At 60.2% G+C, this 23,785-nt stretch carries 25 protein-coding genes; 10 read left to right on the forward strand and 15 right to left on the reverse strand.

Going from position 1 to position 23,785, the window contains the following annotated elements; genetic code table 11:
• On the reverse strand, positions 1 to 707 hold a 707-nt coding region (locus J5N58_RS21550; protein ID WP_244712997.1), incomplete at its 3' end, for a flagellin N-terminal helical domain-containing protein.
• A gap of 519 nt (positions 708 to 1,226) precedes the next feature.
• Positions 1,227 to 2,105, reverse strand: coding sequence for a flagellin N-terminal helical domain-containing protein (locus tag J5N58_RS21555; protein WP_244712999.1), 879 nt, complete (start codon positions 2,103 to 2,105; stop codon positions 1,227 to 1,229).
• 389 nt (positions 2,106 to 2,494) lie between these two features.
• On the opposite strand from J5N58_RS21555, the gene J5N58_RS21560 reads away from it, so the two are divergent.
• Both J5N58_RS21560 and J5N58_RS21565 read left to right on the forward strand, forming a co-directional pair.
• Complete coding sequence (locus J5N58_RS21560; RefSeq protein ID WP_113425362.1) at positions 2,495 to 4,414, forward strand: O-linked N-acetylglucosamine transferase, SPINDLY family protein; 1,920 nt, start codon at positions 2,495 to 2,497, stop codon at positions 4,412 to 4,414.
• Between the two features lie 539 nt (positions 4,415 to 4,953).
• Positions 4,954 to 5,397, forward strand: coding sequence for a hypothetical protein (locus J5N58_RS21565; RefSeq protein WP_112831190.1), 444 nt, complete (start codon positions 4,954 to 4,956; stop codon positions 5,395 to 5,397).
• A gap of 427 nt (positions 5,398 to 5,824) precedes the next feature.
• Here the strand turns inward: J5N58_RS21565 and fliP are convergent, their stop codons facing one another.
• From fliP to flgB, 10 genes are read right to left on the reverse strand one after another with little or no spacing between them, the layout of a single operon-like run.
• Positions 5,825 to 6,571, reverse strand: coding sequence for a flagellar type III secretion system pore protein FliP (gene fliP / locus J5N58_RS21570; RefSeq protein WP_112831191.1), 747 nt, complete (start codon positions 6,569 to 6,571; stop codon positions 5,825 to 5,827).
• Positions 6,568 to 7,101, reverse strand: a complete 534-nt coding sequence (locus J5N58_RS21575; protein ID WP_244713001.1) for a flagellar basal body-associated FliL family protein — start codon at positions 7,099 to 7,101, stop codon at positions 6,568 to 6,570. Before J5N58_RS21575 ends, fliP begins: the two co-directional genes overlap by 4 nt.
• A gap of 35 nt (positions 7,102 to 7,136) precedes the next feature.
• Positions 7,137 to 7,862 (reverse strand): flagellar basal body L-ring protein FlgH, encoded by a 726-nt coding sequence (gene flgH / locus J5N58_RS21580; RefSeq protein WP_112831193.1) that lies wholly within the window; start codon positions 7,860 to 7,862, stop codon positions 7,137 to 7,139.
• On the reverse strand, positions 7,859 to 8,407 hold the full coding sequence (locus J5N58_RS21585; protein ID WP_113340486.1) for a MotE family protein: 549 nt from the start codon (positions 8,405 to 8,407) through the stop codon (positions 7,859 to 7,861). The genes flgH and J5N58_RS21585 overlap by 4 nt, the downstream gene beginning before the upstream one ends.
• Positions 8,404 to 9,498, reverse strand: a complete 1,095-nt coding sequence (locus tag J5N58_RS21590) for a flagellar basal body P-ring protein FlgI (protein WP_244713102.1) — start codon at positions 9,496 to 9,498, stop codon at positions 8,404 to 8,406. The genes J5N58_RS21585 and J5N58_RS21590 overlap by 4 nt, the downstream gene beginning before the upstream one ends.
• A 23-nt stretch (positions 9,499 to 9,521) precedes the next feature.
• On the reverse strand, positions 9,522 to 10,007 hold the full coding sequence (flgA, locus tag J5N58_RS21595; RefSeq protein ID WP_112831196.1) for a flagellar basal body P-ring formation chaperone FlgA: 486 nt from the start codon (positions 10,005 to 10,007) through the stop codon (positions 9,522 to 9,524).
• A 21-nt stretch (positions 10,008 to 10,028) separates the two neighbouring features.
• Positions 10,029 to 10,817 carry a flagellar basal-body rod protein FlgG gene (flgG, locus tag J5N58_RS21600; RefSeq protein WP_112831197.1) on the reverse strand — a complete coding sequence of 263 codons (789 nt, stop codon included), beginning with the start codon at positions 10,815 to 10,817 and terminating at the stop codon, positions 10,029 to 10,031.
• Positions 10,818 to 10,837: 20 nt separating this feature from the next.
• Positions 10,838 to 11,185 (reverse strand): flagellar hook-basal body complex protein FliE, encoded by a 348-nt coding sequence (fliE, locus tag J5N58_RS21605; protein WP_112831290.1) that lies wholly within the window; start codon positions 11,183 to 11,185, stop codon positions 10,838 to 10,840.
• Positions 11,186 to 11,187: 2 nt separating this feature from the next.
• A complete protein-coding gene (flgC, locus tag J5N58_RS21610; RefSeq protein ID WP_112831198.1) occupies positions 11,188 to 11,601 on the reverse strand; it encodes a flagellar basal body rod protein FlgC in 414 nt (137 codons plus the stop codon).
• A 1-nt stretch (position 11,602) separates the two neighbouring features.
• Positions 11,603 to 11,998 carry a flagellar basal body rod protein FlgB gene (gene flgB / locus J5N58_RS21615; protein WP_112831199.1) on the reverse strand — a complete coding sequence of 132 codons (396 nt, stop codon included), beginning with the start codon at positions 11,996 to 11,998 and terminating at the stop codon, positions 11,603 to 11,605.
• 462 nt (positions 11,999 to 12,460) lie between these two features.
• Between flgB and flgF the strand changes: the two genes are divergently transcribed.
• From flgF to flhB, 8 genes are all read left to right on the forward strand, one after another.
• Entirely contained in the window at positions 12,461 to 13,195 is a 735-nt protein-coding gene (gene flgF / locus J5N58_RS21620) for a flagellar basal-body rod protein FlgF (RefSeq protein ID WP_113425360.1), read from the forward strand.
• Between the two features lie 18 nt (positions 13,196 to 13,213).
• Positions 13,214 to 14,614, forward strand: coding sequence for a flagellar protein export ATPase FliI (gene fliI / locus J5N58_RS21625; protein ID WP_112831291.1), 1,401 nt, complete (start codon positions 13,214 to 13,216; stop codon positions 14,612 to 14,614).
• Complete coding sequence (locus tag J5N58_RS21630; protein WP_112831201.1) at positions 14,614 to 15,180, forward strand: flagellar protein; 567 nt, start codon at positions 14,614 to 14,616, stop codon at positions 15,178 to 15,180. The genes fliI and J5N58_RS21630 overlap by 1 nt, the downstream gene beginning before the upstream one ends.
• A 211-nt stretch (positions 15,181 to 15,391) precedes the next feature.
• Complete coding sequence (gene motA / locus J5N58_RS21635) at positions 15,392 to 16,264, forward strand: flagellar motor stator protein MotA (RefSeq protein WP_112831202.1); 873 nt, start codon at positions 15,392 to 15,394, stop codon at positions 16,262 to 16,264.
• Positions 16,261 to 17,214 carry a FliM/FliN family flagellar motor switch protein gene (locus tag J5N58_RS21640; protein ID WP_244713015.1) on the forward strand — a complete coding sequence of 318 codons (954 nt, stop codon included), beginning with the start codon at positions 16,261 to 16,263 and terminating at the stop codon, positions 17,212 to 17,214. Before motA ends, J5N58_RS21640 begins: the two co-directional genes overlap by 4 nt.
• Before the next feature lie 65 nt (positions 17,215 to 17,279).
• On the forward strand, positions 17,280 to 17,864 hold the full coding sequence (gene fliN, locus J5N58_RS21645) for a flagellar motor switch protein FliN (RefSeq protein ID WP_112831203.1): 585 nt from the start codon (positions 17,280 to 17,282) through the stop codon (positions 17,862 to 17,864).
• A 29-nt stretch (positions 17,865 to 17,893) separates the two neighbouring features.
• Positions 17,894 to 18,931, forward strand: coding sequence for a flagellar motor switch protein FliG (gene fliG, locus J5N58_RS21650; protein WP_112831204.1), 1,038 nt, complete (start codon positions 17,894 to 17,896; stop codon positions 18,929 to 18,931).
• A 141-nt stretch (positions 18,932 to 19,072) separates the two neighbouring features.
• Positions 19,073 to 20,152, forward strand: coding sequence for a flagellar biosynthesis protein FlhB (gene flhB, locus J5N58_RS21655; protein WP_112831293.1), 1,080 nt, complete (start codon positions 19,073 to 19,075; stop codon positions 20,150 to 20,152).
• 50 nt (positions 20,153 to 20,202) lie between these two features.
• On the opposite strand, the gene visR is transcribed toward flhB, so the two are convergent.
• The 3 genes from visR to fliF form a co-directional block, all read right to left on the reverse strand.
• On the reverse strand, positions 20,203 to 20,952 hold the full coding sequence (visR, locus tag J5N58_RS21660) for a transcriptional regulator VisR (protein WP_113340481.1): 750 nt from the start codon (positions 20,950 to 20,952) through the stop codon (positions 20,203 to 20,205).
• A 14-nt stretch (positions 20,953 to 20,966) separates the two neighbouring features.
• Positions 20,967 to 21,713 (reverse strand): transcriptional regulator VisN, encoded by a 747-nt coding sequence (gene visN / locus J5N58_RS21665; RefSeq protein ID WP_113340480.1) that lies wholly within the window; start codon positions 21,711 to 21,713, stop codon positions 20,967 to 20,969.
• 306 nt (positions 21,714 to 22,019) lie between these two features.
• A complete protein-coding gene (gene fliF / locus J5N58_RS21670; RefSeq protein WP_162708365.1) occupies positions 22,020 to 23,705 on the reverse strand; it encodes a flagellar basal-body MS-ring/collar protein FliF in 1,686 nt (561 codons plus the stop codon).
• Between the last annotated feature and the right edge of the window lie 80 nt (positions 23,706 to 23,785).

The following is a 23,785-nucleotide window of genomic DNA, read 5'->3' on the forward strand; positions in this document are numbered from 1 at the left end:
AAGTCGTCCTGCAGGTCGATACGGGTCGACAGAGCACCGAGGGCAGCGCCAGCGATCGTCATCGATGCCAGAGCGGTTTCAACCTGGTCGAGGTAGCCGCTGATGTCACCGGCGGTCGAAGCGCTGGTGAGTGCGATGCCCATGACCGAGCCCAGGATACCGCCGGAGCCGACGCCGCTGGAGATCGTCGAGAACAGGGCGTAGGAAGCAACGGTGTATTCGGCGGTCGTGACCTTGACCGTGCCATCGCTGTTGCGGACGAAACCGTCGACAACGGTGGTGTTGGAAGCGGCGGTATCGGCAACCATCCAGTTTTCGCCGGAGAAGGAAGCAGCCTGAGCGATCGAGGAAAGCTGGTCCTGCAGCTTGTCGATTTCGAGCTGGATCTGGTCCTTGTCGGTCGAGGTTTCCGTTGCGGTTACCAGCTTGGCCTTGATTTCGTTGACGACGTCGATGGCGCTTTCCATCGCGGCGTAAGCGGTGTCAACCTTGGCGGCGCCAACACCGAGGGCGTCCGAAGCAGCGTTCAGAGCCTTGTTGTCGGAGTTCATCGTCGTCGAGATCGACCAATAGGCAACGTTGTCGGAAGCTTCGCCAACACGATAACCCGAGGAAACGCGATCCTGCGTCTCAGCAAGGGAGCTGTTGATCGTGCGCAACGTCTGAAGTGCAGACATAGCGGAAGTATTGGTCAGGATACTGGTCATCTAGGATCGCCCCTTTGGCAATAAATATGGAAGGGACATTCGGGTTTTACCCGGAAACAACAGTCAGCCTCATGCTTGCCGAGTGTTTTATAGTTAACGTCGGCCCGCTGTTTCGATGACCTGATTAGACACGATTAAGGTTAACGACTTCCAAATGGCAAAAGAAAAATGCGAGATATTTGCCGGAGGCGTTTACAACTCCCACGAAGAGATCCTCAAAGCCTGAAAAACCGGGATTTCAAGAGCGGCCACAGCCCTGTTCGGGGAAGCCGGAATGCCGCCTTTCGCTGCGACAAAAAAATAAATTATTCCGATCACCCGAACCGGAGCGCCTGCCAGAGCGCATCGCGCTCTTCCAGTTTCGCGCCCTGCGTTTCCGGTCGATGATTTATCGCATGTCGTGATTACAAAACCGGCGCCCCTTTGCGCGACATGCAACCAGCCTCGCCTCCCCGGCACCCAAAAAGAAAACCGCGCCCGAAGGCGCGGTTCCCGAATTCCCTTTCCTGCTATCCAGTCTTACTGGAAGAGGGCCAGAATGTTCTGCGAAGAGGAGTTCGCGATCGAGAGCGACTGGATGGCGAGCTGCTGCTGGGTCTGCAGGGCAGACAGTTTTGCAGATTCTTCTTCCATGTCGGCGTCGACGAGGCGGGAAACACCCGCGTCGATGGCGTCAGAGAGCTTCGAAGCGAAGTCGTCCTGCAGGTCGATACGGGTCGACAGAGCACCGAGAGCAGCAGCGCCCTTGGTCATTTCGGCCAGAGCCGATTCGACCTGATCGAGGTAGGCGTTGACGTCACCGGTGGTCGAAGCGCTGGAGAGCGAGATGGCCATGACCGAGCCCAGCAGACCGCCGGAGCCGACGCCGCTCGCGATCGTCGAGAAGATCGCGTAGGAAGCAACGGTGTATTCAGCCGTCGTGATCTTGACCGTGCCGTCGCTGTTGCGGACGAAACCGTCGACAACGGTGGTGTTGGAAGCGGCGCTGTCGGCAACAACCCAGTTTTCGCCGTTGAAGGAAGCGGCCTGACCGATAGCGGAGAGCTGTTCCTGCAGCTTGCCGATTTCGAGCTGGATCTGGTCCTTGTCGGCCGAGCTTTCGCTTGCGGTTACGAGCTTGGCCTTGATTTCGTTGACGACGTCGATGGCGCTGTCCATGGCAGCGTAAGCGGTGTCGACCTTGGCGGCGCCAACACCCAGGGCGTCCGAAGCAGCGTTCAGAGCCTTGTTGTCGGAACGCATGGTGGTCGCGATCGACCAGTAAGCAGCGCCGTCAGAAGCGGAACCAACCTTATAACCGGTCGAGACGCGGTCCTGCGTCTTGGACAGGCTGTTGTTGATGTCACGCAGCGTGGAGAGAGCGGCGGTAGCGTTCTTGTTAAAGTTGATGCTAGACATGAAGTGTCCCCTTAAGACTCAAAACAAACAACGAGGACATGCCGGGTTGAGAAATTTCCGGCCGTGACGGACCGACATCATGCCACTCGGTTCCATTTTTCTCTCAAGGACACCAAACCCGTCACACGAGCGAAATTCGCAGCCAACCCTTGCCAACTTCTTAATTTCAGCGATTCGCCGGGGCCGAGAGTTTCCCGTTGGTTAACAGACCGCAAAAGCAGGTTCAGGGCGGGTTAATAACCTGCATCGCCGGGCGAAATCGCAGCGCATCGACACCGGTTTCAAGCAAGCTTCGGCAAATAGGTTGCCTCGAAAGGCGTCCCGTAGCGGCCAGGCGTTCATCGCCAGCGCAAGCGGAACCGGCGACGGACATTACGACGGAGCGAACGTTGAACGAAATAACCTATGCGGCAGCGTCCAAGCAGTATCGGACCGGGCACTACACGGCATCCCTGTCAACGCTCAATCGCCTCCTCGACGTTCAGAGAGACGCAAGAACTTATACGCTGCTTGCCAAGACACTGCTGCAGCTCGGCCTCAAGCAGGAAGCCGCGAACTCGTACAAGCTTGCCGCGGAACAGGGTGGCCAGCACGCCGAGGAGAACATCAGCGAAGCGATCAAGCTGTATTTCGCCTGCGGCGAAAAGGACCGCGCGCTTGCGCTTGCCAACAGCATCCTGAGCCGGGTGCGACGCCAGCCAGACCTCGCTTATATCGTCAGCTCCCTTCTCCTTGAGCGGCAACAGGCCAGGCTGGCGCGTGTCTTCAAGGACCTGCTAATCAAAAGCGACGTTCTGGAGCACATGCAGCTCGGCGCGCGCATTTCCCTCAATACCTGGGATGTGTTCGATCCGTCCGATATCGAGACGGCCCGCGTCCTGCTCAGCCGGCTGCCGCGCAACCAGTCGATCCGCCTGATGTATCTCACCTTCTGCCGCGAACACAGCAAGTTCGATTCGGTGGAACGGCACCAGCCGCTGATCGACGCGGCGATTGCCGAAGGCGACACCTCCTTCATCCAGAACGACGGTACGTTCTTCAACCTGCACTGGACCGGCGACGAGCACCTGAACCAGCTGGCGCGAAGCAACACGCCCTTCTTCAGCCCGGAAATCACCAAGTTGCGCCGGCAGGTGCCGCATAGCTGGTCAAGCAAGATCCGCATCGGCTACGTTTCGTCCGACCTTTTCGACAAGCACGCCACAATGAAGCTCATCCGGCGCGTGCTGGAACTGCATGATCGCGACCGGTTCGAGGTCACGCTGTTCTGCCATACCGACCCCGAGATGCTGAAGCTGAACGAGGCCGACCGCAGCCTCTGGGGCGATGTCGTCACGATCCGCGACATGGACGATGCGGAAGCGATTGCGGAAATCCGCAAACGCGGCATAGATATTCTTGTCGATCTCAAGGGGCATACGGTCGGCAACCGCACCGCTCTCTTCAACAGGGCGGCGGCGCCCATCCAGGTCGCCTGGCTCGGCTTTCCCGGATCGACGGTCAATGTCGACCTGGATTACGCCATCGGCGACAAGTTCGTCCTACCCGACAGTTCCAAACCGCACTACTACGAAAAGTTCTGCCGACTGCCGGAAACCTACCAGCCCAACGACCCGGTCAATCGTCCGCTTGCCAAGCAGACGAGCAAGAAGGACGTCGGCTTGCCGGAAGATGCCTTCGTCTTCGCGTCGTTCAACGCGAACCGCAAGATCACGCCGCCGATGATCGAAATGTGGGCAACGATCCTGAAGAAGGTTCCGAACAGCGTCATCTGGATACTCAGGAACAACAAGGAAAGCCAGACGAACATCACCAGCAAGCTGCTCTCCTGCGGGATCGCCGCAAAGCGCATTTTCTTTATGCAGAAGCTGGATTTCGAGCTGCACCTTAACCGTATCACTGCCGCGGATGTCGGCCTCGACACCTTCCCCGTCAACGGCCACACGACGACTTCCGAACAGCTGTGGGCAGGTTTGCCGGTGCTCACCATCAAGGGCACCAACTTCGCCTCGCGGGTGAGCGAAAGCCTTCTGCATGCGATCGGCCTGCCAGAGCTCATCGCGGAAGACAACGACGATTACATGCGCAAGGCCATCGAACTCGCCGAGCAGCCGGAACGGCTCAAGGCGTATCGTCAACGGCTCGAAGACAACCGGCTGAGCAGCCCGCTTTTCGATGCCGAACGTTTCTGCCGGCACCTGGAGACGGCCTATCAGATGATGGTCGACAGGGCGAAGCAGGGCCTGGAACCGGATCATCTGGACGTGCCGTGCCTGCCTCCCCGCGACGGTGCCTTCATGGTCAAGTAAGACCGAGATATTCAAGAATAGCGTCCGTGGCATGAAGCCACATCCGTTGTGCTGACAAGGCATGCCGAACCGCGCCTTCATTCAGGCCCGGGCATCACCCTGGAATGACAACGGAGCCGACTTGTCGATTTGCAACGACAATTCGATGATGCGCGCCGCATGGAGGCCCGCATCCAAAGCCGGCACGCTAAATGGGAGCAGCTTGTCGAGAAACGAGAGCAGCCCGGTGTCCGCTCAGGACACTCCGCCCGCCAATCGTTCCTGACATCTGACGTACCTGCGTCGACCTACTGACCCAACCAGCATCTGCTGGGTATACATCCGAGCGTCCAAGGCATGGCAAAACAAAGCGATCGATCTTCCTCATCCGTCCCGGCCGAATACGGCAGCCGCACAGCTTGGGCGGCGTTGCCGATCGTCTCAGCCCTGCACAAGCCTCGAAAGACAACCTGATTTTTCAATAACCTATAAGGCCGCGGTGGAATTCCTTATCCAGATTTCGCCGCCAGTCGAACCACAAGACGGGTAAATTAGATAAAATGAAGATATGCCCTTTCTCGATCGAGCGCGAAGAAATCCTCGCCCGTGCGATTGGCCCGCTGGCAGCCGAGTTGAGACTCATCGACGCGGCGGACTTCATCTCCATGCTGCGTTTTGAACATCATGGCAGCATCGCCGATCTCGTTGAGTCGGCGGCCGAGCTCTATTTCCATCCCGGCACGATCCGCTTTGGCGCCGGCGGCGACTATGCGCTCGACTGGGACAGCCTGCCCTCCGTCACCCTCGATCTGGAAATCATGCCCCGCGGCGTGACGATCTATGCCCGGCTCATGCTGGGAAGGGACAAGGCCGCGATCTCCATCGACTACATCAACTTCCAGAGCGCCTCCAGCGATCCCGATGTCAACACGGCATTCCTGGCAAGCAGCCTGGGCGAAGCCCGGTTGATGGCGGCACGTTCAGCCGGCGCCGGAGCCGCCTGAAAAGCCTTCCCGAGACCCGAACACGATGGCCCTGCCGGCACACCCGGCAGGGCCATATTTTCATGAAGGCAGAGCGGGAGAGCAAAGCCGATGGGCAAGCGCCACCACGCTGCTTCGGAAAACGCCATGGGCCCACTGCTTCATCGCCCTCCGGCATATCCCAAGAGGGATAAAACCGGCAGGACGGAGCATAGCGAACCACGCGGTTGCCGCGACGTACTGCAAGGTCGAGTGGACGATCTAACCGTCACGCACACGCTGGAGCCTGCCGCGTGAAAAGCATGCAGCGGTTTGCGACGACGACATGCGACGGCACAAGGGCATAAGGCGTTCGGAGCGAACCCAAAAGATCGCGACAGTCCTTAGTACCCGAGCGCGGCGACCGATGGGTCGAGCGCGGGGACCTGCAGAAGCGTCCCTTGCGTTTTCAGGAGAACGATCGGACGAGAGAACCGACCAGCAGGTTCCAGCCGTCGATCAGTACGAAGAACAGGATCTTGAACGGCAAGGAGATGGACGTCGGAGGCAGCATCATCATGCCCATGGCCATGGTGATGGTGGCGACCACCATATCGATGACGAGAAAGGGCAGGACGATCAGAAAGCCGATCTCGAAGCCGCGCCGGATCTCTGACAGCATGAAGGCCGGAATCAGCACGCGATAATCGGCCCTGCCGTCGGTGACGGTCTGCTGTCCCCGTTCGTTTGCGATGTCCACGAAGAGGGCGAGATCCTTCGGACGCGTGTTCGTCATCATGAAGGAGCGGAACGGTTCGGCGATCCTCTGTACGGCGTCCGCTTCCGTGATCTGGTTCTGCAGCATGGGCTGGATGCCGTCCTGCCAGGACCGCTCGAACGTCGGCGCCATGACATAAAATGTCATGAACAGCGCCATACTCGTCAGGATCATGTTGGAGGGCGTCGTCGCAAGGCCCATGCCCGACCGCAGGATCGAGAAGGCGATGATGAAGCGCGGAAAGCTCGTCACCATGATGAGGATGCCGGGCGCGATCGAGAGGACCGTGAGCAGCCCGAAGGTCCGGATGATCCAGGCCGCAGCCGACCCATCCACCGGAACGTTGAGAAGATCCGGAAGCTGCTGCGGCAACTGCTGGGCGTTCGCCAGTTCCGGGAACAGGCCTGCCGCAGCGAGAAGGATTAATAGACGTATCATTCGATCACGAACGTTCTGAACAGAACCTTTGATATCCGGCCCTGGGAACGCTGGTCAACGATTTCCGATACGTCATCCCGAAGATATTGAAAGCCGCGCGGCCCCTGTACCTGCTGAAGAGATACGGTTCGCAGATAGGCCAGGACGTCCTGATGGATTTCCTCCGCCAGGGCAGCGTCCGGAGCTCCGTTGAACAGAAGCGCAAGCTCGATCCTGATCCAGTTTTCCGAGGGATAAGCGAGATTGGTAACGATCGGGTCAAGCCGTACGAGTTGCGGCTGGCTGTCGGCGATATTGGGGATCTCCCCCTTCTCCCCGCCGGCCTCGTGGCCGCCTGCCGCCTCCTGCCCTCCGCCGACATTGGCTTCAGCCTGCCCCGCCGAGGGCGCCTGTTCAGGGATAAGCGTCGTGCCGACGAGCCATCCGCCGCCGAGGCCGACCACGGACAGGGCGGCGACACCGGCAATAGTCACGATCAGGGTGGATTTCTTCTTGCCGGCTGGTTCCGCATCGGTGGTCAAGAGAACCATGTCACCATATGTCCTTCAGGAGAGGTTGGTTACTGTCAGATCGGGGCGAAAAGGTCTACGACCTGCTGGCCGACCGGCGGCTGCTGCACCTCGGTTATGCGGCCACGGCCGCCATAGGAGATACGGGCCTCGGCGATCTTGTCATAGGAAATCGTGTTGTCGGAATCGACATCCTGCGGCCTGACGATACCGGCGACATTGAGAATGCGGATTTCGTGGTTGACGCGAACTTCCTGGGAACCGCTGATAATCAGGTTGCCGTTTTCGAGGACGCCGGTCACGACGGCCGCAACGAGAAGCGTGAGCTTTTCGGACCGGCTGATCGAACCCTTGCCGTCCGATTTGCTGGTCGTGTCGAAGCCCATGGTCGAATCCGTCTCCGGCTTCCAGCCGAAGATCGTGGCGCTCGCCTGCCAGTTCGTCGTCCGTTCGTTGGTGCGCTCCCGGTCGGTTTCGTTGTCGAAGCTCGCCTTGTCGTTGATCTGGATGTTCACGGTCATGATGTCGCCGACGTTCAGCGCGCGCGCATCCTTGAACAGCGCGGCCTGGCTGTCGCTCCACAGCGAATAGCCGCTCGCATTCTTGTGCGGCTGCTTCGGATACATCGCCATCTGCGGCGTCTGGCCATAACGCAAGCCGCTGCCGATCGGGCTCATGGAAGGTGCGTTGCCGATTTCCTTGAGCGTCTGGTTCTCGGTCAGGCTCTTGCAGCCGGACAGAAGCGCGACGGTCAACATGAGGGCGGGAAACGCTTTATTCATGACGGATCTTTCGAGGTGTTTGGATCCGCGGCACTGGACATGATGGAAGCCACGATGGCGGCCTTCGTCGATTCCATTTCGCTGAGGATCTGACCCGACTGGCGGGCGGGGAGTTTCATGATGATCGCGGCGGCCAGCACGGCATCCATTTCCTGAAGCTGCGGGGCCGCAGCATCCGGCTTCATAGTCTTGTAGATGTCCACGAGACCTGCCTCGGCCTGCTTCAGGAAGTCGTTACGGCGTTTCAGCCAGTCCTCATACTCAGCCTTGCGCGCTTCCATGACGGAAATGCGCTGGTCGATATCGGCCTGCAATTTTTCGAGTTCCTCCTTCTGCAGGAGGTAGCGACGGTCGCGCGCGGGATCTGCAATATTGGTGCAGTATTGCCGGATCTCGTCTTCCGTGGTCGGTGGGGCATCCGTGCGGACCGCCTCCTGGGCGCTTGCGGCCGGCAGCATGCCGATCAGGCAGAGGGCGGCGAAAACCGAACGGGACAGACCCGCACCCCGACCAGTCCTGAGAGAGGAAACGCGCGTTTTCGTCATTGCAGCACGAGCTCCGCTTGCAGGGCGCCACTCGACTTGATGCCCTGAAGAATGGCGATGACGCCGTCGGGCTTCACGCCGATATTGTTCAGCCCGGCGACCAGGGTGCGAAGATCCGGTCCGTCGAGAATGGCAACCGGTCCACCGGTCTTTTCCGCAGTAATGTCGGTCTGGTCCTGAATAGCGGTCTGCCCGCGCGAGAAGGGCTCGGGCTGGATCACCTGCGGCGTCTCCGTAACCTGCACCGTCAGGGTTCCATAGCTGACCGCAACCTTGGAGATGCGCACATCGGCGCCGATGACGATGGTGCCCGTCCGCTCGTTGATGACGACCTTCGCCGGCGTGTCCGTCTCGACGACCAGATTTTCAATATCCGCCATCAGGCGCGTCAGATCCGCGGCCGGCGGCTTCTGGACGACGACGGCCTGCGCATCGCGCGCTTCGGCTATCCGCCGGCCATGGCTGCGGGAGGCGTAATTATTGATGACGTCGGCGATGCGGATGGCCGTCGAGAAGTCCGGATTGCGCAGTTGCAGCACCAGATTGATCGAATCCTTGAACTGCGACGGCAGTTCCCGCTCGATGATGGCACCGCCCGGCACACGGCCGGCTGTGGTGACGCCTTCGGTGATCTGGGCCGCCTGGCCCTGGGCGGTAAAGCCCGAGACGACGACCGACCCTTGCGCCACGGCATAGATCTGGCCATCGGCGCCGGTGAGCGAAGTCATGACCAGTGTGCCGCCCCGAAGGGAGGTGGCGTCGCCAAGCGAGCTTACGGTGACATCCATCCGGCTGCCCGGGCTTGCGAAGGGAGGCAGGTTTGCGGTCACCATGACGGCAGCGGTGTTCTTGGCACTTGACTGGCCGCCCTGCGTGGAAATCCCGAGGTTCTGCAGCATCGCGCGCATGGACTGCTCGGTAAACGGCGACGAACGCAGGCTATCGCCGGTGCCTTGCAGACCGACCACGAGACCGTAGCCGATCAACTGGTTGTCCCGACCGGCCTGGAGCGACGCTATATCCTTGACGCGGGCATTCGGCGCCGCTGCGGCGCCAAAAGCGCTCGCAACCACCAAAACCAATGCTGCCATCGCCACGGAAAGGGAGTGAATGGTCATTTCTGCATAACCTCGACTGTTCCATCGGCGAGCACCGTGCCGCTCACGATCACCCCGGTGTCGAGGTTCCTCATGCGAACGACGTCGCCGACCATGCCGTCCTGCAGGGGCGTGCCGGCGGCGGAGATCACCATGCCGCCGATCTTGACCGTCATGCGCAGGGTCGAGCCACGCTGCACGGCATAGGGATCGCGGAGGCTGCTCACGGGAATGGTGCGGCCCGGAACGAGAGTGCGCTTGCTGACCTTGCCGATGACCTCCGAAACGTCGGTGGCGTAGCCGCCGGCAATGTTCGGATTGGTCACTTCGACTTCGGAAAGCTGCCCGCCGCTGATAATCTCTCCGGGAAAGATCGTCGCGGTGGGAACAACAGCATATCGGGGCTGGGCAAGCGCCGCTTGCGGCACCATGCCGGCGAGCAGCAGGGCGGAGACCGCTCCACCGCGCACCAAGTTCACTGCATAGTTCCGGGAAAACTTCATGCTTGCCCTGCCTCGTTAAGACTACTTCAGATTCTGGCTGACGATGGTCGCCATTTCGTCCGCAGTGGTGATGACCTTGGAGTTCATTTCGTAAGCGCGCTGCGCCGAAATCAGATCGGTGATTTCCTTGACGGCGTCGACGTTCGAGCTTTCGAGGTAACCCTGCTTGACGTAACCGAAGCCGACGTCCTGCGCGACGCCGACGACCGCATCGCCGGATGCCTCGGTCTGCTGGAACAGGTTGTCGCCAAGCGGCTTCAGACCGGCTTCGTTGACGAAATTGGAAAGCTGGAGCTGACCGAGTTCCGTCATGTTTTCTTCCGAGCCGACCCGAACCGAAACGATGCCGTCTTCACTGATGGTGATTTCGGTCGCATCTTCGGGGATCGTGATGTTTGGCATGACGCCGTAACCGTCAATGGTTACAAGACGGCCGTTCGCATCCTTGTTGAAGGCGCCGGCGCGGGTGTAAAGCGTCGAACCGTCGCCACCTTCCACCATGAAGAAACCCTTGCCTACGATGGCGACATCGAGATCGTTGCCCGTCGAGGAGATTTCACCCTGGGTATGGAGCTTGCGGACAGCAGACGTCTGAACGCCGAGACCGATATTGGCGCCTTCCGGAACCACGGACTGGTTGGCCCGGTTGGCGACACCCTGGGCGCGCTCCGTCTGATAAAGCAGGTCGGTAAACTCCGCACGACCGCGCTTGAAGCTGGTGGTGTTGATGTTTGCGATGTTGTTGGCGATGACTTCGAGATTGGTCTGCTGGGCATCCATACCCGTGGCAGCGATGGCAAGTGCTCTCATGGTCGCGATCCCTCAGTCCGTTAAATCTGCATCTTGGTGATTTCGAGATAGGCAGAGACCACCTTGTCGCGCAGGGCAACCGCGGTCTTGAGCGTGCGGTCGGCTTCCATGACGGCGTCGACGACTTCGCGCGTGCTTGCCGTACCCTTGATGCCTGCGAAAGACGCGGCTTCGCCGCCCTTCACCGCGTCGATCGCATCGGTGACAGCACCACCGAGCACGCTTGCGAAGGTCGGACCGAGAGCCGCACTCGCAGCGGCGGAGACGACGGTTCCCGCCTGGGAGAGAATGCTGTTCTCGGTCGTCTGCACGCCGAGCGCGCCAGCACTCTTTGTCAGCGAATTGATGCTGGAAACGGAATCAATCATCATTAGCCTTTCAATAGGTCGATCGTTGCCGAGATGAGATCTCGCGTCTGACGAATGGTCTGCAGATTAGCCTCGTAGCTGCGGTTCGCTTCGCGCAGGTCGGCCATCTCAATCAGCATGTTGACGTTCGGAAGCTTCACCATGCCGCGTTCGTCGGCGGCAGGATGATCCGGATCGTATTCCTCGACGAAATCGGAATGATCGACGCCGAGCTTCTTCACGTGCACGAGCGTGGTTCCGCTCGCACGGTCCAGCTCCGAATCAAAAGTGATGATCTTGCGCCGGTAAGCATCCGCTCCCGGCGTATCTCCCGTGGTGCGGGAGTTGGCGATATTTTCCGATACGATGCGCAGACGGGTGGACTGGGCCTCAAGGCCGCTGCCTGCGATCTTCAAAGAGGCTGACAAGGGATCCATTTTACTTACCTACCGCAGTCAACATCATGTTGTTCATGGCACGCACGAGCTGGGTGTTGAGCTCGAACTGACGCCTGACCTCGCCCATCTTGGCGACTTCTCCCGACAGGGCGACGGTGTTGCCGGACTCCTGCGTTCCGATCTCGTTGTTCACTTCCGGTTCGTCGACCTCGACCCTGCCGCCGCCGATGATGCTCGCCTCCATGTGGCCCGGCTGAGTGCGGGCCATCGGCATGGCGCCGCCTGCCGACTTCAACTCGGCATCGAACGGCGTGACATCCTTCGCGCGGAACTTCGGCGTGTTGGCGTTGGCGATGTTCGTGGCGACCACTTCCTGTCTGACAGACAGCCATTCGGCCTGCCGGGACGCCAAGTCGAACAACTGAATCGGCTCCATGGCTATTCTCCGTATTTCTCTCATGCCATGAGTAGAGCGACAATCTTGCGCGGGACTTACGGAAAAACCCGGTTGGGGATCATTCGCGGCACATGCCGCCGAAAGCGTCCGAAAAGATCTCCGCGCTCGGCGAAACGAGAAATCAATCAGAAAAAATACTTTATTTTCAAATATTTAATTGATTTTCAGCCCGATTTCGGTTTTGTGGCGCCGACCTTTCGCGCACGCCTTCGTCGGATGGCCGGCGGGTTTCTCCGGCAACCGAGGAATGCCGACAATAGAATATAAAGAGCGTTCGCATTCTTCTCGACGTTACGCCGAAATGAAACCGCCGCAACCGCCGTCGATCGCTCGGCAACATACAGGTTCGCACAAGCAACGGCTTCTAGTTTCCGGCAATACATTACGGAGACTATCCCCCAAACGGGCGGACGCAGGATACAAGGTCATCAGGAGAGAAATATGCAGTCGGGCATCTACGTTGGCATTTCCTCACAGATCGCTCTCGAACGCCGACTGACAACGATCGCAGACAACATCGCGAACATGAACACGGCCGGCTTCCGCGCCACCGAGGTAAAGTTCGACGAGGTATTGTCCAAAACCGGCAACGATATCAATGCCAAGATCGCCTTCGTTTCGCAGGGCAACGACTACCTGTCGACACGCGCCGGCGAGGTGCAGCAATCCGGCAATCCTCTGGATTTCGCGGTGAAGGGCGACGCCTGGTTCGCAATCGACACGCCTGCCGGGCAGGTGCTGACGCGCGACGGGCGGTTTTCCATGACCGAGACCGGCGACCTGGTTTCGACCCAGGGCTATCCGGTTCTCGACGCCGGCGGCGCACCGATCCAGCTCAATGCCAATGGCAGCCCGCCGACGGTCGGCCTTGACGGCCGCATCACCCAGGACGGCAGGATCGTCGGTTCCATCGGCGTCTTCAGCGCCGATCTCACCAAGGGTTTCCTGCGCTTCGAGAACAGCGGCGTGATCGCGACCGACACGCCCCAGCCCGTGACCGATTCGAGCGAGGTCGGCGTCATGCAGGGCTTCGTGGAAAGCTCAAACGTCAACGCGCTTTCGGAAATGACCCAGCTCATCCAGGTCAATCGCGCATTCGAGGGCATCTCGTCGCTTCTTTCGAGCAGCGAAAACACCTTCACCTCCGCCATCAAGACCCTCGGCGGCAGCCAGTAACCGCCAAGGGTCATGATAATGGAACAGCCCGGCGCAAAGACCGTGAGCATGCCCCGGCTGGATGGCCTGGCGGACATCGCGAGGCACTACAGCCGGCCCGAGAACAGCATCTTCCGGGGAGGCCGTGTCCGCACGATCGCGGCCGGCCACTATACCGTCAGCGGTCTTTCGCAACATGTCCGGCTCGGGGAGTTCGTGGCGCATCAGAGCGCGACGGGCGTCCATATGGGCGAGGTCGTGCGCGTCGAGCCCGACCTGATCTATGTCTGCCCCATCGAGCCGGGCGAACCGATCGGTGTCGGCGACATGGTGCTGCGCCAGGGCGAATTCCGCCTGGCTCCGGATGCAAGCTGGTGCGGCAGGACCATCAGTTCGCTCTGCCGACCGATCGACGGCAAAGGCCCGCTTGCGCAGGGTTCGGTCGAACGGTCCATTACCAGCCTTCCTCCGCCGTCGATGACGCGCAGCCGCGTCGACAAACCCTTCCGCACCGGGGTCAAGGCAATCGACATCTTCACGCCGCTGTGCTTCGGGCAGCGTCTCGGCATCTTTGCGGGCTCGGGCGTCGGCAAATCGACGCTCCTGTCGATGCTCGCCAAGGCGGACGCCTTCGACAAGGTGGTGATTACGCTCGTCGGCGAACGCGGGCGCGAGGTGCGGGAATTCATCGAGGATACGCTCGGCGACAACATGGCCAAATCGGTCGTGGTCGTGACAACCAGCGACGAAAGCCCGATGCTGCGCAAGATGGCTCCGCTGGTCGGCATGACGATTGCTGAGCATTTCCGCGACCAGGGCGATAACGTGCTCTTCATCGCCGACAGCGTCACCCGATTCGCCCACGCGATCCGCGAGGTGGCGATCGCGGCCGGCGAGCCGCCGGTGGCCCGCGGTTATCCCGCTTCGGTCTTCACCGAAATGCCGCGGCTGCTCGAGCGCGCGGGACCCGGTCTCGAAGGTTCCGGCACGATCACAGCGATCATTTCAATCCTCGTCGACGGCGACAATCACAACGATCCGATCGCCGATTCGACACGCGGCATTCTCGACGGTCACATCGTGCTCGATCGCGCACTCGCGGACGAAGGGCGATATCCGCCGATCAATCCGCTGTCGTCGATCTCCCGTCTTTCGCGCAAGGCCTGGACATCCGACCAGGAAAAGCTGGTGTCCCGACTGAAGTCGCTGATCCATTCCTACGAGGAAACAAAGGATCTGCGATTGATCGGCGGCTACAGGCCCGGCACCGATCCTGACCTGGACATGGCGGTCAAACAGGTTCCGGTCGTCTACGAGGTCATCAAGCAATCGCCCGGCGACCGCGCGGTGATCGATGCCTATACCGAACTGGCCAACGCATTGAGGGCATCGCTCTCCGGCGGCAATCCGGCCGTCGCCAACGCGAAGCGAGGCGCCTGATGAAGAAAATCGGCAAGAACAAACACCCGGTGTCCCATGAACCCGGGGCCGAGGAGAACCGAACCACGGCATTCGACCGCTGGCTTACCGGCGGCATCATGGCGATTGCGGCCGCGGCAGCCGCCTTTCCCTGGTATGTTTTCTTCAATCAGGACAAGTTCGGGGTCAGCGTTGCCGGCTGGGAATCCCTTCGTGACCTGCCGCAAGGGCGAGGACGGGGTGGCGTCGCAATCGGCGATCCGAGCGAAGAACGCCTGAACGCGGAAAACAGATCCGACCTGCCGGCCGGCGTGAATGTCGATCCCCTGACCACGGCGACCGTATCGAGGCTCGGCCCCGAAGGTGCCGGAGACGGGGACAGCCGCGAAACACAGCCCTTTCCCGGCGGCAGCGATCTCCGGCTCCTGCACGTGGCCAATGGCCGCGCTCTCATCGAAGACAAGACAGGCATATTCATCGTGCAGATCGGCTCGATCCTACCGGACAATTCCCGGCTTGCGGCCTTTCGCCAACGTGAGGGGAAATGGGAGATCGTCACCTCCACCGGCGCGGTCTACAGCGAATGACGAACCGACGGGTCTTCGGCGGCAATCAAGGGCAGGCGGGTCCCATCCCGCCTGCCTTCTTCGTTTCAACGGGTCAAAATCGATCCGCCCTTCAAGGCATGATCGACGGAACCTTCCGAAGCTGCCCTTGGAAACGAACGAGGTTCAGCCTCACGCAAGGCAAGCCGCTTATCGGTTCTACTGAAAAGCAACGTTCAGATGCGGGCACGAAATGAATATTATCATAGGACTTGTGATTACCTTCGGCTGCGTCCTCGGCGGATTCATGGCCATGGGCGGGCATGTCGATGTTCTCGTGCAGCCTTTCGAACTCATGATTATCGGCGGCGCCGGTCTTGGTGGTTTCATCATGGCCAACCCGATGAAGGTCGTCAAAGACTCGGGCAAGGCGATCGGCGAGGCATTCAAATACGCCGTTCCGAAGGAACGCGACTATCTCGACGTTCTCGGCGTTCTCTATTCGCTCATGCGTGACCTTCGAACGAAGTCCCGCAACGAAATCGAAGCCCATATCGACAACCCCGATGAATCGACGATCTTCCAGGCCGCGCCGTCGGTGCTGAAGAACAAGGAACTGACGGCCTTCATCTGCGACTACGTCCGTCTCATTATCATCGGCAATGCCCGGTCTCACGAGATCGAGGCGCTGATGGACGAAGAAATCGACACCGTTCTGCACGACAAGATGAAGCCCTACCATTCGATCGTCGCCATGGGCGACAGCTTCCCGGCGATCGGTATCGTCGCGGCGGTTCTCGGCGTCATCAAGGCCATGGGCAAGATCAACGAATCGCCGGAAGTGCTGGGCGGCCTGATCGGCGCCGCACTGGTCGGCACCATGCTCGGCATCATCCTCTCCTACTCGATCTGCAACCCGATCTCGGCCCAGATCAAGATCGTGCGGACCAAGCAGCACCGCCTCTACATCATCGTCAAGCAGACGCTGCTTGCCTACATGAACGGCTCCGTTCCGCAGGTGGCCCTCGAATACGGCCGCAAGACGATTTCCTCCTACGAACGGCCGTCCATCGACGCGGTCGAGCAGGAAATGATGAACCCCGGCGGTGAGAACAAGGCGGCATGACGATGGCTGAGGCAAAGACCAGGACCGTTCCGGCAATGGACCATGCGCTGCTCTCGAGGCTCACCGGTGCGCTGGGGGACAAGAAGACGGTGGAGAAGCTCTGCACCGATTTCGGACATCTCTACACCGAATTCCTGCCGGACATCTTTCACAGCGAAACGGGCCTTGAGATCGAAGTCTATTTCAAGGGCCACGAATCGGGGCTGATGAACGACCTCATCGCCGATCTCGGCGATAATGTTGTGCTGGCCGACGCCTCGCTGCGCAACTGGTGCCCCGGTTTCGTCCTGGGCTGCGGCAATTCCTTCATCATCACGTTGATGGAAAACCTCCTCGGGGCGCTCCCCGAAACCATCGAAGAGCCGATTCACCGGCCTTTGTCGCGCATCGAACTCGACCTTTCCTCGATGGTCTTCGATAAGTTCGCCAACGTGCTGCGCTCCGGCGTCAACGCACCCGGAGGTTTCGAGCCGCTCATCGAAAAGCCGCACAATGCCGAAGACCGCACCAAGCCCGAGGACGATCTCGTCGACCAATTCGCGGTGACTATCAAAATGGGCATCGATCTCGGTCCGGTCTCTTCCGAGTTCTACCTTGTCGTTCCGCAGAAGGCCCTGCTGAAAACCGTGGTGACGGTGCCGAAGTCCAAGGGGCAGCTCGCTCGCAACCGCAAGGAATGGGCCGATCAGCTCGCCGAACAGGTCCGTCGCTCACAGGTGACGCTGGAGGCGCGTATCCGCCTCCAGACACTTACGCTCGGCACCATTTCCAAGCTCGCCGTCGGCGACGTCATCGCCTTCCAGGACAAGGGCGATGTCATGGTCGAGGTCAATGCCAACGGCAAGGAAATGTATCGCTGCGAATTCGGTCGCGCCGGTGAAAAATACACGGTCCGGGTCAAGGACAACATCAGCAGCGAAGACGAAATTCTCAGGCATTTGATGGGTTAAGACATTTAGAACTGACCTTTTTCAAAAGGCAGGTTGAGGCAAGTTTCAACGGGAATAATGAATCCATGGCTACCAAGAAGACACCTTTGACCGAAGACGACGCGCTCGCGATGCCGACGCCGGACGCCGATTTCGACCAGGCGGTCGACGATCTGCGCGGTGTGCTGAAGAGCGATGCGGAAGGCACCCTGCCTGATATCGGCAGCGATTTCGGGTCGGATCTCGGTTCAGACTTTTCCATGGGCGAGACGAAGTCCGATCCGCTTTCCGGCTTCGACGCCGATTTCGGCGGCGGAGTTTCCGATTTCGGTGGTTCGAGCTTCGGCGGCAGCGATCTCGGCAGCCCGTCCTTCGAGTCCTCCTCCCCCGCCATGCAGGAGCCCGGCAGCGCACTGACGGCTAATCTCGATCTCATCATGGACATTCCGATCGATGTCCAGATCGTGCTCGGCTCGAGCCGCATGCAGGTTTCCGGCTTGATGAACCTTGAGGAAGGCGCCATCATCGCGCTGGACAAGAAGATCGGGGAACCGGTCGAGATCATGGTCAACGGCCGCCGTATCGCCCGCGGCGAGATCACCGTCCTTGAAAACGACGATACGCGTTTCGGCGTCAAACTGATCGAAGTGATGAGCACCAAGATGTCCTGACCCGCTCCCGGGGCCAGAGAGGAAAGACCATGATGGACTTTGACGATTTCGGCGGCCCTTTGGCGGGTAAGCCGCTCTCCCAGGCGGATAAGGCCGCCGCGGTGCTGCTCGCCATGGGAAAGGGCGTCGCTGGAAAGCTGCTGAAGTATTTCACCCAGGCCGAGTTGCAGACGATCATCGCCTCGGCCCAGACGCTTCGCACCATCCCACCGGATGAGCTGACCGAACTCGTCAACGAATTTGAGGACCTGTTCACCGAAGGCGCGGGCCTCATGGACAACGCCAAGGCCATCGAGAGCATTCTCGAGGAAGGCCTGACGCCGGAGGAAGTCGACGGGCTGCTTGGCCGCCGCACCGCTTTCCAGGCCTACGAGGCCTCGATCTGGGACCGGCTGCAGGACGCCGATCCGGACTTCATCGCCAAGTTCCTGATGCGCGAACATCCGCAGACGGTCGCCTATATCCTTTCCATGCTGCCGTCGTCCTTCGGCGCCAAGGTTCTCCTGAAGCTGCCGGAAAGCCGGCGGGCCGATATCATGAACCGCACGGTGAACCTCAAGAACGTCAGCCCGAAGGCAGCCCAGATCATCGAGAACCGGGTTCACGACCTGATCTCCGAAATCGATGCGGAGCGCAATTCGGCGGGTTCGGCGAAGGTTGCCGAACTGATGAACGAACTGGAGAAGCCGGAAGTCGATACCCTGCTCAATTCGCTGGAATCGATCAGCAAGGAAGCAGTCAACAAGGTCCGGCCGAAGATCTTCCTGTTCGAAGACCTGCTGGCGATGCCGCAGCGCAGCCGCGTCATGCTGCTCAACGATATCTCCGGCGACATTCTCACGATGGCGCTTCGCGGCGCCTCCGCCGAGATCCGCGAATGCGTGCTCTCCTCGATCAGCCCGCGTTCTCGTCGCATGATCGAATCGGACCTGCAGTCGGGCACCGTCGGCATCAATCCGCGCGAGGTTGCGATCGCACGCCGCGCGGTCGCGCAGGAAGCGATCCGTCTCGCCAATTCGGGCCAGATCCAGCTCAAGGAAGAAGGCGACCAGACTCAGGCCGCCTGATGCCCGCAGGGCTGTTGAAAACACCGGACCGGTCGCGCCCGCCGATTGAATGTCAATCGGCGGGCGTCTACTTTTCAGCCGGTCCTGCCACGCCTCGTGGTTCGGCCGACGCAACACAGCCTGGCGAACAAGGAACCGGACGTGGCCGACGACCAGGACAAAGACAGTAAAACAGAAGACCCGACAGAGAAAAAACTCAGGGATGCGATCGAGAAGGGCAACACGCCCTCGTCACGCGAGGTTCCGATCTTCGCCTCTTCTCTCGCCTTCTATATCTATCTGGTGTTCTTCGTTCCGTCTGGCGTCGCGCGGCTCGGCGAAAGCCTGCGCGATCTCTTCGAGCAGCCTGACCAGTGGAAGATCACCACCGCCACCGACGTCGTATCGCTTTTCACCCATCTGGGCTGGGAGACGAGCGCCCTTCTTCTGCCTGCCACCGTCCTGTTCATCCTGCTTGGCATAGGTTCGAACGTGGCCCAGCACATGCCGCAACTGGTCCTGGAGCGCATCAGGCCTCAGGCGAGCCGGATCTCCATCACCAAGGGCTGGGAGAGGATGTTCAGCGTCACCGGGCTCATCGAATTCGGCAAGTCGCTGTTCAAGATCATCATCGTATCCGTCGTGATGGTTTTCGTGCTGCGGTCCGATTATTTCGGTGCGCTCGATGCGATGTTCTCCGATCCGCAGGTCATCTTCGTGAAGATCATGACCATCCTGAAGCGGATCATGCTGGTCATCCTCTTTGCCACCGCCGTCCTCGCGGTCGTGGACTTCTTCTGGACCCGCCACCACTGGTACACCCAGCTGCGCATGAGCAAGCAGGATATCAAAGACGAGCACAAGCAATCCCAGGGCGACCCGATCGTCAAGGCGCGCCAGCGCTCGATCGCACGCGATCGCGCACGCCGCCGCATGATAAACAACGTGCCGCGTGCCACCCTCGTGATTACCAACCCGACGCACTATGCGGTCGCGCTGCGCTACGTGCGCGAAGAGAGCGACGCCCCCGTGGTCGTGGCCAAGGGGCAGGACCTGGTGGCGCTGAAGATCCGCGAGATCGCCCAGCAGAACAACATTCCGATCTTCGAGGACCCGCCGCTTGCCCGCGCGATGTTCGCCCAGGTTTCGGTGGACAACGTCATTCCGCCGGCCTTCTACAAGGCAGTGGCAGAACTCGTTCACCGGGTCTATGCCGCGCGGGCAAGACGACGCGCGCGCTGACACCCGCCCGGCCAGCGGGCCGGCCAGACCCGACCGTCTTCTTTCAAGCGTCAGGTGATGTATCCCAGCCGGATCGCCTTCGCTATCGCCTGGATGCGATTGACCGAGTCGAGCTTGATCGTCGCCGAGCCGAGATAGGCGTTCACCGTATGAACCGACAGGCCAAGCCTTTCCGCAATCTCTTCGCTGATACGCCCATCGCCGGCGAGCTGCAGGCAGGCGATCTCCCTGTCGCTCAAGGCTTCTGCCGGCATGGCGCGGCGTTCCTCGATCGATAGGATGTCCATCATGATCCGGCAGCACCGGCCATGGGCCTCGATGATGAGCTCTCCCGGGATATCGATACCGCCCGTCGTGGCGAAGACCACGAAACCGTTGCCGACGGCGCCCAGCCTGACGGGAAAAGCGAGCCCCGAATAAGGCAGCGTGCGGGGTTTCAACTGACGGACGAAAGCGGTGAAATCCGAGGCTTCCGCAAAGCTTCCCGGATCTTCCGCGCTCCAAGTCAGCGGCAGCAGCGAGGTTTCAAGATGCGCCAGCATGGCCTCGCCATAAGCCGCCACCAGCCTGTCGCTACCGGCCGGCAGGGCTGCTCCCCAGTTTTCATATTCCGGTTCCAGCCTGCGCTTCGACGGAATACTGCCGCCGGCGAGCTTCAGGACGGTAAAACCCTTGGCATGCAGGGAGCGTTGAAGGGAAACGAGCTTCGGAAATATATCGGAGCGGGATATCGCATGACGGGAACCGGTGGGGAGCGGATCGCCCCGCACACCTTCGATTGTTCCAGGCGGATAGCCCATTCCCTCTTTTCCCTTCATACGAGATTGTTTCTCACCGCGTAGGCGATGGCCTCCGAACGTGTCTTGGTGGCGGTCTTACGCATGACACTTGTGATGTAGTTGTTGATCGTGTTGCGCGAGATACCGAGAATAGTGGCGATCTCGTCTGATGTCTTGCCTTCTGCAATCCAGAAAAGACATTCGATTTCGCGTTCCGTCAAATCGAACTCGCGGTCCACTTTCTGGCTGGCACCATTGGTGAGACTGACGCAATAGCCGGCCAGAAGCCCGACCTCGCGCAGCCGTTCGGGCGACAACACGATGTCCTCGTCGAAGAGCAGCATAAGGGAAAAGCGTGTCCGGCCGACACTGAAGGTCAGGGAACAGTACTGCCGGCTGGTGCCGTCGGGCACGTCCGCATCATCCGGAAGAAGGCCGAATTTCGGCTGGAGGACGGAGAGACATTTTTCAAGCTCCGTGGTTCTGGAATAGGTCGCGGCAATTTCGCTTTCCAGCCTGCGCACCAGATCGAAAGGCCAGTTCGAGGAAACCACGAAATCCAGTCCATGCTCCTGGACCAGGTCGTAACGGGCGAGAAGAAAATGGCTGGCGCCGACATAGCGGGTCAGGAGGTGAAGACCCGCACTCATGTGCCCCGTCTGGGAAACCGTGGCCAGATCGCGCAGCAAGGCCTCCCGCGAAACGGATACCCGCGGAGCCGCGGTTGCGGGGGACGTGCGCCCCTTGCCTCCGCCATCCTCTTTGGATTGCTCCAAGTTCATTTTCCTGGCCCCTTGCAAGGACGATTCGATGATGTGGATTGGGAACGCCTGACGGGTTGTCAGGCTCCAGCCTCGACAGCGGTGTCTTCCGCCCCTCTCCTGCTAACGAATCACAGGCATTTTAAAAGATAAAGAGCCAAAGATCACATCCTGGCAAGGAGACGTCCCCAACTTACGGCATCGTTGCCGGAGAACGTCACGGGCTTGTGAAGGAAGCCGTGGAAGCCGCGACTCCATGGGGGACAAACGAATGAAAAAACGCGCCGGCGAAAACCGGCGCGTCCTGCATGCGATTTCTGTTTTCGATCAGGCAGCCTCGCCGACAGCCCATTTGCGGAGGATCTTTGCGGCGCGTTCCTCGCTGATCTCCACCATGCGGGACAGACGCCGTTCCGGGCCTTCCTTGACACGCCGGTTGAAGCCGCCGTTCGGATCTTCCTCCATCGTGAGGAGATCGTCTGTCGAATCGAAGCCGAAGTCGGCACCGAAGCCATCCATGAGCGCGCCGGCCCCTGCCCCGCCGATTGCGGGCGAGAAGTCCGGCAGCTCCAGTCCGGCGGCCTGTTCCGCGCCGCCGGCAACACCGGCTGCACCACCGTTTGCCGTGCGGACCATCGGACGGATGCCCATCCAGACGATGAGGAAGGCGACCGCGACGAAGGCGAGCGAGTTGATGATGCCACCGAGATTGCGGCTCAGCATCTCCATGACGCCGGGACCGGAGGCCGACTCTTCGAGCAGCTGGTTCTCGAGGAAATCCATGGCCGTCAGCGTCACGACGTCACCCCGGTCGGCATTGAGGCCGGCTGCGGACGACACGATCTTCTGCATCTCGGCGAGATAGGCGTCGATCTTCGCCTGATCGACCGGCTCGCCGACCATCTTGGCGATACGACCCTTGTTGACCACCACGGCAACAGAGAGCTTCTCGACCGTGTAGCTGTTCTTGACGGTCGCGATGGTCTTGCTGTTGATCTCGTAGTTGGTCTGCTCTTCCTTTTTGTTCGCCTCGTCAGACGATTCGGGACCGCCGGCGCCGCCCTCGGGAGCGCTCTGCGGCACGTTCTGCTCGACTGTCGCTGCGCTATCCTGCTGGCGCGACTGCGACTTCTGCGCTTCCTTGGTGATGCGGACCGAACGCTCGACGCGCGATTCGGGATCGTAGACGGTTTCCTGGATCTGCTGGGTATCGGTGTTGAGCTGGGCAGTCACGCTGGAGCGGAAGTTGTCCATTCCAAGGAAAGGCGCGAGTGCCTTGTCGATGTTGGATTCGATTTCCTGCTGAACGGACTGCACCACTCCAAGCGAGCGGTTCGCCGCACCGCCGGTATCGTCGCCGGAGGCGAGAAGCTGTCCGGTGGAATCCAGAATCGTGACGTCCTCGACATCGAGGCCGGGGACAGCGGAGGCAACCATATGCCGGATCGAGGAGGCCGCCTTGCGCCCGGTTTCGTTGCTCGCTCGAATCATGACGGAGGCGGTCGGCTTCTGCTCTCCACGGCGGAAATTGCCGACATCCGGAAGGACGATATGGACCCGGGCGGCGGCGATGCCGGTGATCTGCTGGATGGTCCGGCCAATTTCACCTTCGAGCGCGCGCACGCGGGTCACTTCCTGCATGAAGGAGGTGAGACCCAGCGAACCGACATTGTCGAACAGTTCGTAGCCGGCATTGGCGCTGTTGGGAAGGCCGCGCTCGGCAAGCAAAAGGCGAGCCTTGCCGGTCATTCCGGCGGGCACCTTGACGCTCTTGCCGTCGGTGCCAGTCTCGAAATCGATGCCTGATTCGGCAAGCGCTATGCTGATCTGGTTGAGATCGGTGGGTTCGAGCCCGACATACAGGGTCTCATATGCCGGCTTGTTGACGAAAATTGCGGCTGAAATGATGAGTGCGAAAGATATGATGGCGACGCCGGCCATGGCCAGAAGCTTGGTCTGTCCAAGCGACGCCAGATTCTTGAACGTCTGAAGTAATTGATTTAACAGATTCATTCTGTCTCGCACCATCAACAAGAAGGGTTTGCGGGCTTTTGCCTTGGTGCGACAATAAAAACCGAAACTTGTGCGAACGT

The organism is Paenirhizobium cremeum (assembly GCF_022884085.1).
GTDB lineage: Bacteria > Pseudomonadota > Alphaproteobacteria > Rhizobiales > Rhizobiaceae > Allorhizobium > Allorhizobium cremeum.